The sequence below is a fragment of the Prevotella sp. oral taxon 475 genome (assembly GCF_018127805.1).
In the GTDB taxonomy this organism is placed as follows: Bacteria; Bacteroidota; Bacteroidia; order Bacteroidales; family Bacteroidaceae; genus Prevotella.
Genome location: NZ_CP072334.1, coordinates 364,968 through 378,133 on the forward strand (window position 1 = coordinate 364,968; position 13,166 = coordinate 378,133).

Genomic DNA, 13,166 nt, shown 5'->3' on the forward strand with positions numbered 1-13,166 from the left:
CTCATCTCGGGCAGCTGTCATCTCTTAGCTTTTGCATCGCGTTTTCTTAGCTTTCGCATGGCATTTTCTTAGCTTTTGCCATTCGTTTTCTTAGCTTTCGCCATTTGTTTTCTTAGCGTTGGGTATATCAACTGTTTTGGGGCAGACAACCGCTTGCCACGTTGCGGGTTGTCTCGAACACGAGGAAGGGCTGTTTAGTCTTCTTTTCCTATCTGCGTCCAGCTTTTCACCCGATACCGTATGCCCTTCAACTTGCCTGTACGTTTGAGGCTTCCGCGGCCGTTCCAGCCGAGCGACACCTTATTATATATACCGTTTTCGAAGGCATAGCTCACGCCATCGTCTTCGAACAGCAACGTGTTGCGGGGTTGCTTGCCATAAACGCGGCAGTGCAAGATGAATGTCGTTTGGGGCGTTAGGCAGTCTACGGGTTCGGATAGGGGCAGAATGGTGCCTTCGCGCACAAAGAGCGGCAGTTCGTCGAGGCCGAAACGCACGGTGTGCGTTCGTCCGCCTTCGAGTCTTTCGTTGGTGTTGAAGTTATACCAGCGGCCCTCGGGCAGGTAGACGGTTCGCTCGTTGCCTTTGGTCACAATGGGACAGGCCAGCAAATCATCGCCAATAAGAAACTGGTTGTCTATCTCCGCCACCGCCTTGTCTGTTGGATAGTTCAGCACCAAGGGCTTGAAAGGAGGCGTACCCTCCATGCGATAGCGAGCGAATTGGGCGTAGAGGTAGGGCACAAGCGACATGCGGAAGTTGAGTAAGCGGCGCACAGTGTCTTCGTTCTTTGTGGCCGTAGACAAGAATTGGCCTTCATTGTTCAGCTGTTTGTCGAATTGCAGCCATGCAGGATAGCGCAAATACCAGCCGTTGAAGAGGGTTTGGGCAGATAGTACGGCCACTTGCACACGGCGGAAGAAGTCTTCTTCGTCGGCCGACTCGCGCACTTCGGGCGACCACAGCAGGCCTGTCAGTCCGGCGTTGCACACCATGCGTACGTAGTCTTCCAAGTCGTAGGTGTCGCTATAAACCGAGACGGGATAGGGAGCGGCCAACGCTCCCGAGGCGCGAACGTCTAAACAGGTTCGCATGCCGTGTTTGCGAAAAACGCCATAAAGGGTTTTCTGATACAGCAAACCAAAGAGCTGGTGCATCTGTTCGCCGTCGATGCCCGAGGGGAAGGTTGTCAATTCGGGGAAACTCCAGTTGAGGTCGCCCCGCGTGATGTTAGAATTGTCGCACTCGTCCATCTTAAATGCGGCGATGCCTTTTTGTACAAAGCAAGTGTCGTGGTAGGCGGCGAAGATGCGTTGGGCGGTAGAGTCGGCAAAGTCGGGCACCAATCCGTTCCACACCAAATGGCTCCCCGACTTGGATCGAAGCCGTGGATGCAGGGGCGATGATGGGTGAACAAAGGCGTGTTCCCACAAGTTGAGCTTGTAACCCATGGCGCGTGTGCGACTGATGAGTTCGCTGGGGTTGGGAAACATCTCGTTGTTCCACACGTACGAACACGAGTAGGCTCGTGTCTGCCACTTGGGTTCTAATCCAATTACGTCGCAGGGGATGTGCTTGTCTCTTAAATAATGGGCTATGCGGTAGGCATCTTCCTGTTTCGAATCGGTTTTCAAACGAAACTTCATGCCCAGTCCCCAAAGTGCAGGCAGGCTTCCTCCACCGGCAAAAAGGTTGTATCGGCGAAGCGCCGAGTTCATGTCGGGACCGGCAAACACCAGTACGCTAACCCCCTTTGCGCCTGGAATATCTACCTGTACGCGTGGCTTTGAACCGCTTTGTGCCGACGAACGGTACAGCTCGTCGGTAGAGAACTTTGCCTTTTGGTTGTCTGGCAGGGGTGTATAGTCGGTGTTTTTTCGGTTTGTGCCGATATAGAAAGTTGTATATCTTGCCGTGTTAATCAGTACGGCATACCCCTTGTTGGAGATATAGAACGGCTGTGGCGCATGGGTATAGCCCAGGTCTTTCAGGGGATGATCGTTCACCAAGGGACGCTTTTTCTTGTTGTTCTGCACAAACGAGCCCATCTGTAACCCGAAGCCATAGATGTTTTCGTCGGCCGAAAGCGGAAGGTCTACTACGCATCCGCGAGCATTCACCTCGATGTGCACACTCTCTTTGGCAAAGGGATTGGCCTCAGCGGGCATCTCGCGCAGTTGTTTTGCCACGGGTTCTTTATATCGTAGAGGCGTATGGGCGTCTTCTTGCCCGGCGGTAACGATATAGATGCCCGGCTCTATCTGCCGGAAGGTCTGCCCCGAAGCAGCCAAACCCAGCATCCAAGTCCATACAAGGATGATTTTTCTCATAGCCATTGGTTCGATGTATATAGTTGGTTGATTCGTTTTCTTATTGCTTTTCTCGGAAAGAAAGTGCTCTCGACGAGTGCGGAACAACCGCAGTGCATCATGGGAGGTCGTCAGTCGGAGGATGGGAAACTCTTAGACGATATGCGGGAAGCCATCAGACGCAGCCCGAGAGATGGCCTCCCGCATACGAAAACACTCATACGTCTATTCCCATCCGGGGTTTTGCACCAGATTGGCATTGGCCTCCCTGTCGCGTTTGGGTATGGGATACCATATCTTATAGCTTTGGAAGTTGTCTTTAACGGCTTGTGCGTGCTTGGTGTTGTAGTGAAATACATTAGGTTTCACATTGCCTTCATTGCTGGTTTTGAGGCTTTGCACCACGCTTTGCAGGCGTCCCCAACGAATAAGGTCCATTCTTCGCCAGCCTTCGGCGCACAGTTCACGCGAGCGTTCGTCCTTCAATTCGTCCATGAAGTTGCCTTTGTGGTAGGCCGTTGCCAAGTTTGCTGCCACCGAAGCGTTGTTGCCGGCGGCACGTAGACGGATGGGTTCGAGCAGTTTTCGGGCTCCGGCTTCATCGCCAGTCTTGTAGGTTGCCTCGGCATACATTAATAAAATGTCGGCAAAACGGATGATGGGGAAGTTGAGTACGCTCGATGCCGCAGGTATGCCGGCGGCCAAACGCGCGGCGGGCGAACTCTGTCGGAACTTCGTGAGGAAGGTGTTGGTGCCGGCTTGGTAAAGACCCGACGGCACATAATATTCTACGCCCAAGATGTTTACCTTGTTTTTGGTGTTTGCTCCGCCTATGTTTTGCTTGTAGCGCACATCCGTTTTGCTGTAAAGGCTTATTAGTTCGCCCATAGCGGGGAACCAACCTGCACCGCCACCGTCTTGTGTGATGTTGCCCACGGTGCCCGTAAGGTGGGCAAACACGAAATACTTGGGTGCTTCCTTGCCGAAGGTAGCCACCATGATGGCCTCTTTAGCCTGCTCGGCTTTCAGCACGGGACGGTCGGCAATGAAGTTATAGGCATATTCAGGGTTCAGGATATACTTGCCATGTGCGTAGATGTCGGCACAAAGCGTCTTGGCTTCTGCATACAGCGCGGGACTGTCCACCCAGTCGAAGGAGTTGAGCGGGAAGTCGAGGTCGGCCCCAACGTTGTTCTCTTTGCAGGCCGCTAAATAGAGATACACTTTGGCCAGCATAGCAGCGGCAGTGTATTTGTTGGCGCGCGAGTCGTATGTGTTGCGTTCGGGCAATCCCTCGTAAGCGCTCTTTAAGTCGTTGATGATAAGTTCATACACGTCTTTTAAACTCGAGCGGGGTGTCAATTCGCTGTCGTTCACCGACTTTTGCAAAGGAACACCGCCCCAGAACCATGCCAAGTAGGTGTAGTAGAATCCGCGAAGGAAACGTGCTTCCAACACAACCTCTTTGCGGCGAGCTTCACTCATGTCTGCCACGTTGGGTGCATTCTCTATCACACCGTTGGCTCTGTATATGCCAGCGTAAAGCGCAAACCATGCATCGGCCAGGAAACGCGACTCTGAATTGTACGTATAGTTGCAGAAGGGCTTAATATCTGCAATGCCGATAAAGTCGGTTCGACCAATCATTTCGTCGCATCCCAGTTGTGTCAGTAAGTGGATGTTGCGCGAGAACAGGGCGTGCGGTGCCTGGTTTTGTATGGCATTGGCGTTCAGCGCATCGTAAGCACCCGTCAATGCTTTCTCGGTGTTGCTGGCGTTGGCAAAGAGCGTGTTGCCCTCGGCAAACGAATATACTTTCTCGTCAAGGAAATCGCCGCAGCTGCACAGCAGCGTGAGCGACAGGCATACTGCCATTATCTTAGTATTCATGATGCTATATGTGTTTAGAAGTTGATGTTAATACCGAATGCGAACGAACGACTACGAGGATAGGTAACGTTGTCTAAGCCTGTGATGAGCTTGTTGTGGTAAGACACTTCGGGGTCGAAACCGGTGTATTTGGTCAGCACAAACAGGTTATCGGCTGAGAACGAGAGCTGGCAAGCCGTTATTTTTAGGGGCTTCAGCAGGCTTTGAGGTAAGCTGTAAGCAAAGGTAAGGTTTTGTAAGCGCAAGAAAGAAGCATCTTCAACGTAGTAAGACGACACGTCGTTCTTTCTCGGCGAGTTGATGGCGGGATAGCGATTGGTAGGGTTCGTCTCGGTCCAGCGGTTGTGGTAGTATTCGGCCGCCACGTTGTAGTGAGCCGAATAGCCTTCGAATTTCCAACGGGAGATGTTGAGCACCTCGTTGCCATAGCTGTAATTGAAGAAGAATGAGAGCGAGAAGTTCTTATATTCGAAGCTGTTGAGCAGTCCGCCAAAGAACTTAGGCTCGCCGCGCGAGATGAAAGTCTTGTCGTTGACGGGGTCCACTTCGTTGTCGCCGTTCAGACTTTTGTATTTCAAGTCGCCAGGTTTCACCTTGATGCCTTTGATGCTCACCACACCGGGCTTGAGGTTGCCATGATCGTCGAAGTCTTCTTTTTGGTAAACACCATCCCAAACATAGCCCCATGCGCCTCCAATGGGTGAACCTACCTTCAGTCGCGACACTTCGTTGATGGTGCCGTCGTTGATGTTCACGGGTATGGTCGACACTTTGCCAAGCGAAAGTATCTTGTTGCGGTTGGTGCTGATGTTAAAGGTGGTGCGCCATTTAAAGTTGCGGGCGTTGATGTTGAGTGAATTGATGGAGAGCTCCACGCCTTTGTTTTCCACCTCGCCGATGTTCTGCCACTGCTTGTAAGACCCGCTTTGACCGGGTACGTCGCCTTGGAGCAACATGTCGGAGGTGCGCTTATAATAGATGTCGAATGCCAAACTGAGACGATGTTTCAACAGACTTACGTCCAATCCCAGGTCGTATTGGGCGGTAGATTCCCATTTCAGGTTGGGGTTGGCTCGTTCGGAAGGAGCCAATCCCAGAATGGCGGCATCGTTCAGGTTGAGATAGTAGGTGTTGTCTAATCGTTGAAGGGAGCGATAGGGCGTGATGCGGTCGTTGCCCGAAACACCCGCGCTGAGGCGAAGCTTCAACTCGTCGATGGTCTTCACACCTTTAAGGAATGACTCGTTGTGGGCTTTCCAGGCCAAGGCTATCGATGGGAAAGTGGCGTACTTGTTGTCGGCACCGAACTTCGACGATCCATCGCGACGCAGAGTGACGGTGGTGAGGTAGCGATCTTTAAACGAATAGAATAATCGACCAAACTCCGACATACGCGTTTGACGATACTTGTTGGTAGAGGGTTTGCGCATAGCGGCACCTCCTTGCTGCAAGTCGAACACGGGATTGTAGGTTTGCACAGGGAAATTCTCGGCCGTTACGTTCAGGTTGGCCCACACATAACTGCTGGTTTCAAAGCCCAGCATGGCTGTTAGACTGTGTCCGGAAAAACTCTTAACATAGGTGGCTGTCGTGGTGCTTTGCCACTGCTCGGTGGTTGTTTCCAACACGTTGGCCAGTCCGTTGCGGGCATATCCCCACGATGTGCTTGAAGGGTACCACTCTTCTGATTTAGAGAAGGTTAGACCTGTATTGAGATCTGTACGTAGAGTAAGGCCTGACAAAGGTTTATATTGCACAAAACCATTGGCAAGGATGCGCGTGAGAGGCGTTTTCTTGTACGAGTCGAATAGTGTTTGTGCAGGGTTTGAGACGTTGCCATTATCGGGATCGCCTGGATCTACTTTAAAGTTGAAGGGCTTGTAAACGAACATCGCTTCCAACCAGCCATTGTATTGGAGTCCGCCTCCCATGCTCACCGGGCCATAGAGTTCGGTGCGAGCAATGGTAGCGTTTCCGCCTATGCGTAGCTTGTCGGTAGGAGCGTATTCCACCTTAAAGCGTCCCGTATAGCGCGTGAAGCTGTTGTTGCGGGCAATGGCGTTCTGTTTAAGGTATTCTCCACTGAGCGAATAAAGCAACGAGTTGGACTTACTGCTGCCGTTAATGCTGAGGTTGTAGTTCTGTGAGAAGCCCGTATGCAGGAGCTCGCGTTGCCAATCGTGCGAGGTATTGTCTTCAAATTCCTTTCCAAAGATGCGTGCGCGGTCGGGTTTGCCGTCGCCATTGGTGTCCACTCCCCATTCAAGACTATTGGGGAAGCGCGAGAAACGATAGTCGGCAAACTCTTGTCCTTGCAGCATCTCAACGTGTTTTGTGGCCTTGCTAAGACCAAAACGTGCATCGAAATTCACCTCGGTCTTATTATATTGCCCTTTCTTCGTGGTGATAACGATTACTCCGTTTGCTCCTGCCGAACCATAAATGGCCGTAGCCGACGCGTCTTTAAGCACTTGAACAGACTCGATGTCGGCTGGATTGAGGCCTGCAAGTGGGTTAAATGTGGCGCGACCCGATATGGAGGAGGTTGCCACTTCGCCGTTGTTCACGTCGATCAATGTGCCGTCTATCACATAAAGCGGTTGCGTTCCGGCATTGATGGAGTTGTTTCCGCGGATAACCACGTTTACATCACCACCCAATTCGCCCGACGAAGCCGTTACGTTAACACCTGCTACCTTACCCGCCATCGAGTTAAGCAACGATGCCGAATTAGATTTGCGCAGGTCTTGCATGTCTATCGACCCCACAGAGCCTGTTAGATCTTTCTTCAACATCGAGCCATAGCCGATAACCACCACCTGTCCTAGGTCTTTAGCATCGGGTTCTAACACGATGTACATGCTTTTGGCCTTGCCCACCTGTTGGTGAACGGCCTTCATTCCAATACTCGAGAACACCAGTACGGCCTTCTGTCCTGATACCGAAAGGCTGAAATGGCCATCCTGGTTGGTGACAGTTCCGTTGGATGTGTTCTCTTCCATCACGGTTACACCCAGTAAAGGTGTTCGCGTGTCGTCTACCACTGTACCCTCAATCGTGTGTTGGGCAAGTGCGTTTAAACTAGTAGTAACGAATACTACCCATGCTAAAAGAATTTTTTTCATATAGATTGCTACTTAGTAATTACATTGTTATCTGCTTGGTGATGATAGTCTTGCGCTCGTTGCCAATCTTCATCGTGATGTTAAGGGGCATGATTGTGGGCAAGTGGGTTATGCTCCATTCGTAGGGAAAGGCCATGCGCTTGTCCATCTGCGCCTTCGCGCTACCTGCTTGGCAGGTTAAACTTGCCGTGTACCCTTTTGTTAATGGCGTGTTGATGTATCCATAGAGCGAATCCCAGCCAAAAGGCGACCGTATGCGGAAGAGGTATAGCCTGTGGTTTGGATCTAGTTGCACCGTCTTAAACCCATTGCTAATGGGCGAAAAGGTGTAAGTTGGTAGCGATTTAGCTAAGGGCAACGACACGAACGTTATGCCCTTGGGTGCGATAGTGGCGGTAAGTGCGTTTTGGTTCAGGGCACGTTCTTCGCTCACAACCGAGTTGGTTTGTGCAAAGTAGTGCTCGGTAGCCATGCCGTTAGGCGATACCAGCGGTGTGTTTAAGCGCAAGCTTACGTTCAGCGCGCTATCTTTCTCGTTCATCAGAATGAGCCAAAGGTTGTTGGCAGACACTGCCGAGAGCCAGTTTACGTGGGTGGACGATAGCTTTAACAGGTTTTGTGGCATATAAAGTTGTACGTCGCGGTCGTGCAGGATGTAGCCTTTCTCGCCGCCATACACCCTGTTGTTGAACCACACAAAACCTTCTTGCTTCCCATAGGGAAAGCCAATGGCTCCCTTAGAGCGTTGTGTTGCCTCGGTAAGTAGGTAATCTAGCACGAAGGCGAGGTGCGAGGGGATGTGGTGATAATAGAGAGAAGTGACGTCGGGACCCTTGTAAGGATAAACCGAATCCAGCGGGAGGTCGGTGTAGCCTGCGGCATAATAACCCGGATAAGAGGCGAAACGACCAATAACGGCGTTGCGCGCATACGTCTCGAACAGCCTGTTGCCACACAAACCGCTAAGCCGCAAAAGCGAAGGAGCCCATGTAGACATGAATGTGTGGTTGATATTGCCCTCGCGGTTAAAGAAGGTCATGGGCTGTTCAAAACCCAGTCCTACGGGCGAAAGTGCTTGTTGACTTACCTTTTTCTCGCTTACGTCGCCCACTTTGCGCGGATAGCCCAGCTTGTAAGGCTTGTCTTTCTTCCAAAACACATTGGCATTGCCCACATATTTGCCTCCTTGATGGATGAGGATGGTGTCGTTGCCGATAGGGGGATAAGTGCGGATGCCCGCGATAGTGAAGTGTGCGGCGTAGGCAGAGGCCGCAAGTAAGGCCTTGTCTTTGCATACATCATAGAGGTCGAGCAGGTCGAACCACTGTGGATAAGCCTGCGCATGGTAGAACATCCAGGGCAAAATGGGCTTCGCGGGGTTGTTGTATAGTGCCGTCTGCAGCTCGTGGTTGGCCCCGATGGTGGCTTTCACCAACCATTTGTCTTCTTTAGTGAGTCGGAAGGCGGCCAAGTCGTCTGCCCAAGTCTGGTCTACGCCATAGCCTTTGCTGTATCTGGGTTTGCCTTCGGGCATGGCAATGTCGGCCAGCCACGGGTTATTATGGCCCAAAAGTCGGTGTAGTGCCTCGAAGTGAGCCGTGTTGTATTGCGACCCAAACGGCGAGAATGTGTTTATTGAGGTTTGTGTTTGCGGGTCGTTTGTATGGGGATAGCCCCATCTGAACCCCTTTCGCGAGAGCATGTACTCGATGGCAGGTAGGGCGCGTGTGGTGTATAGTTGTTCGTCTTGGGTAATGACGGCGGCCGAAACCAGTGCCAAAGGTGCGGCCTGAACCACTTCCGTGCGTACGTTTGGGTTGCTTTCGATGTCTAGGAATCCCCTCATGGCGGCATCCCAGCCTGCTGCCTCATCGTTCTTTATTAAGTTGATGGTGTGGAAAACGGCATCGGTGAGCGGTGTTGTTTGTACTCTGTAATCGCGAACGGCAAACACACTGTCCGACAAGTATTGCAGGGTGTTGTGCCATTGCAGCGGCAATAGCCCCAGTTTGAAGTGGGTTGTAAGTTTTTCGCCTTTCTTCTTGTACGAGTCTTTTTCGCCCAGTATGGGCGAAAAGGCCACGGGTTGCACCTGGTTGGCTGCGTTTTTAAGCGATAAGCCCATATCGTATATACCCCAATTGCGTTTCAGATGCTGGGGGTTGGGTGCCAAGAAACAGCTTAGGTTGCCTGTCTCGATGATGCTAACGGGCTGTGGCGTGAGGGTTATAGGCAAGAGATTGGGGGTGGCTGGCAGACGTTTGAACTGGTAAAGGGGCGAAAGCAGAACATTCGTCACTGCATTTTCTGCTTGTGGCTGAAAGGCTTCGAAAGCTAAACTGTAATATTGTGGCGTGCGTGCAACATATTCTAAATGCACGTCCACTACGTGGCTGTTGGCATGTAAAGTCCATGTAGAGGCTATTGTGTCGTTATCGGTCGACACATACCATACGCGTAGCGTGTTTTGGCCAGCCTTTTCGTGGCGGAAGATGTGCATTGGACAAACCTTACCTGCTAGAAATGGGTTTTGCAAGTGGGCCTGCTCAAATACGGGATAGGTGTTGTTGCCCACGCGAAGCAATGGTGCTTGCCCGCCCGACCATAGTGGAAAGATGGAGTTGTAGCCCAATTGGGGCCGTGCCGACTTAATGATGTACAAGCGGTTGTGAGGTTGGGGGCTGTCCCAGCAGCGCCATTGCCCCTTTGTGTGTACCGATATGTGTTGCACCAATTGGTTGTTTGCCGTATGAATACGGAGCCTTAACAGGCCGTTTGAGATTTCATCAGCCACAGGCGAACTTGTGTTGAGCAACGCAAGGGCGTTTTGTGCCATTGTTGTTGACGGCTTTTCCAGGGGCGTGGGGATGGGTTGTATCTCGTATTTCGTAAGCTGTTTGTAGGTCATTTGGTTGGGGTCGAGGCCTTCGTCACGTGTAAACAGCACGGCATCAACACGCGCATAGTTGGCCGCCACATCGCAAGCCCGCAATACATGTAGCCCTTCGCCCAGTTCAATGGTGCCTACTTGTTCCCAGCGATAGCCTTCCATGCCGTGTCGGCCTTGGAGAGAGAGTTGTATGGTGTCTACCATCAGACGCGAAATGCGGGTTCGTGGTGCCTTGGTATGGAAATCTTTCGTGCGACTCCAAAACACATAACGTCCGCTTTGAGGCACTTCGAATACGGTTGTGGCATGCGCAGCACCGCTACCGCCCGCCGTAACGATGAGCACGGCCTTATTGAAAGCTTCGACATCTTTCTCTACTTTCCAGCCACCCACATACTGAAAGCGTTCTGCTTCCAGCATATAGGTTTGCCCTTTTAGTGGTAAGGCCAACCATATAGCCAATAAACAAGCTGCTGTTTTTAGCATAATTACACCTTATTATATATGTCTTAGTTTCACTATCTCGATGCCAAAGGGGGCTACAACGCCTGTTTTCAAACACTGCCCACGGGCGTTTGTTAGGCGCATTTGTGTGGGGCGGTTGGTGCTGTTCATAACGATGGCATAGCCATGACTGCCTTTTGTGGAACGTGCAACAAGCAATTCGAGGTTGGCATTATGGCACGAAAGGCTATCGTTGCCAATGGTTAGCTCCACGTTTTCGCCGTCGATAGTGCCCGCAGAGAAACCCAGAACCTTGTGTGGCCCAACCTTTGGCGTTACGAAACCTCGCGGAAAGGATATGCGCCCCTTGCTGCGTAGTTCGGCTTCGGCCACAAGATAGTCGGTTAGCCAGCCCAATTGCCACCATGCGTGTTGCGGATAGGGTAAGGCAACCTTGTTGAAATGTGCCCAATAATAGGCTGCAATGCCCGATTCGGGTTCAACAAAGCGGTCGCGGCCATTGGCCGAGGCGCGTGCCATGTCGAGGAAAAGCATATCGCCCGTTTGCTGATAAAGCCTGACGAACATGCCTGCGAAGCTTGAAAGGAGGATTGGTCCTTGCGGATTGGCCGACCCAATAACGCCGATATGTTCGCATGCCAGTCCTGCTTGGGTGTATTGTAGAGGGTTGAGGCTGTGCCCTTCTTTATCTTTAATGGGAGTTACGTCGGCCGGATGGGTGTATATATAGGTGGTGAAATAGCGTGCCATGTCAAGAGCAGCATCTTTATAGCGCACATCGCCCGTTAGTTGGTGCATGTCGAGCAGAGCCTGAACCGACATGGCCGTGGCAAAATCGGGTGCAAAGCGCGTGTCGCCGCATACGCCAACCAAGGCTGTTGGGCGCACGGCATGCGCTATAAACCAGTTGGCACCCCGCATGGCGGCTTGCAAGTACTTGTCGTCGCCCAGCATTTTATAGGCCACATACAGGCCGTAGAACGTGGGACGAAGGTCTTTTAGGTCGGGCAAGATGTCGGTTTCGTCTTTTAAGCTTACGCCCAAAGGCCAGCTGCCGTCTTGCCTTTGCATAGCCAGCAATAGGTTGGCCGATGTACGCAGACTTACTTGCAGAGCGGTGTCGTGGGGCTCGAACAGCAACATGTTTGCCACATCAATGAGCGAATAATAGGTAATGGCGATGGGTTCGATGTGTTCGCCCCATTCTTCCACCCAACGCTTACTCTTCCACAAGAAGTATTGCCCTTGCGGTGCACCTGCGTATTTGCCTGTGGCAAACTGTTGTTTTAGTTTGAAGTTACGCACGTAGGGTAGCAGGTTGTTAGCCAATACCGTGTCGTTGGCCATGCGCACCGTCATCCACATGGCCCCGTAGTCGGCGTTTTTCATGGCATCGCTGTTTGCGCCATGCACGCCTCCACGATAATCTTGTGCGCTAATTGACACGCCTTCGCACTCTGCCTTTCGGAAAAGCTTTGCCGATTGGGTACGCATATAGTGGTAAATCTTGTTTATGCGGGCTGTGAGTGGTTGCTCGTTGGTGGCCTTACGCATAGCATCGAAGCTGTACATGCCATAAACCACTTGCTTATAAACGTCGTACCAGCCCTTGTTAGAGAGGATGATACGATAGGCAAAATGCAGCTTCTGCCCTTTCTTTAAGGTTGATTTTGGTGTTCCTAGCACAGGATAATATAACTGGGGACTAAGTTTTCCCTCGGCATCCATAGCACCATAGCCCACGTTCCATTGGGCATGTGTGTTCTCTCCGTTGAGGTAAGGCTTGCGTGGAAATTGTTTTTCGGGTGCAATGCCTATGGTTAAGCCTTGTGTTTGCATGATAGACACGGGCGTTGTGGCGCACTTGTCTTGGTATACAACGGGCTTGTTGGGCATTCCGTGTTCGTAAACGTAGGCCGAAACGAAGTCGGGATTTACCCATTCGGCATGCACGTAACCGGGTATTACGGCCTTAAACCCCATTTGGGGCTTGGCGATGGGTAGGCTTGGGGTGGACAACGAGTAGCAGCCATCTTGTTTTGGCACGAGGGTTTGGTTTACGAAGAGGGAGTTTCCGTTGACCGAGAAACGCAGATACACATCGGCCCATTGGCTTTCGGCCTTTAATGTGAGCGGTTGGCGCGACAGAACATGATATGTTTGCAGCTTAACGTGCGTGCCGGCCGTGAGCAGCGACACGTTGGTGATGTTGTTTAGCCATGCCCGCCGTGGGTAAATAAAGTTGTCTTCGATGAAATGTATGTTGTGCGTAGTTTTGAAAGTGTCGATTACTTGCGGCTTAAAATCCGTGCCGGCAACGAACAGATGCTGCCCGCTAAGGGGCAAGCGCACCTGGCCGTGCGTGGTGGGCACAACCAGGGTGTTGTCGGTTGGGCGATAAACAATTTGCTTTGGCGTGCGTGCATGGAGCAAAGCACATGCAGAAAGCAACAGGCCTAGGGCTAGGGTAATGCTTCTTTGCGTCAT

5 protein-coding genes are annotated in these 13,166 nt (G+C 51.8%); all 5 read right to left on the bottom strand.

The window, feature by feature from the left end:
• Positions 1–194: 194 nt before the first annotated feature.
• A complete protein-coding gene (locus J5A66_RS01400; protein WP_211790714.1) occupies positions 195–2,330 on the bottom strand; it encodes a TIM-barrel domain-containing protein in 2,136 nt (711 codons plus the stop codon).
• Positions 2,331–2,534: 204 nt separating this feature from the next.
• Positions 2,535–4,199 (bottom strand): RagB/SusD family nutrient uptake outer membrane protein, encoded by a 1,665-nt coding sequence (locus tag J5A66_RS01405; protein WP_211790715.1) that lies wholly within the window; start codon positions 4,197–4,199, stop codon positions 2,535–2,537.
• Positions 4,200–4,213: 14 nt separating this feature from the next.
• Positions 4,214–7,324, bottom strand: coding sequence for a TonB-dependent receptor (locus J5A66_RS01410; protein ID WP_211790716.1), 3,111 nt, complete (start codon positions 7,322–7,324; stop codon positions 4,214–4,216).
• A gap of 19 nt (positions 7,325–7,343) precedes the next feature.
• The gene (locus J5A66_RS01415) at positions 7,344–10,634 is read right to left on the bottom strand and encodes a hypothetical protein (protein ID WP_249109995.1); all 3,291 of its coding nucleotides are present in this window, start codon (positions 10,632–10,634) and stop codon (positions 7,344–7,346) included.
• 78 nt (positions 10,635–10,712) lie between these two features.
• Positions 10,713–13,166 (bottom strand): hypothetical protein, encoded by a 2,454-nt coding sequence (locus tag J5A66_RS01420; protein ID WP_211790718.1) that lies wholly within the window; start codon positions 13,164–13,166, stop codon positions 10,713–10,715.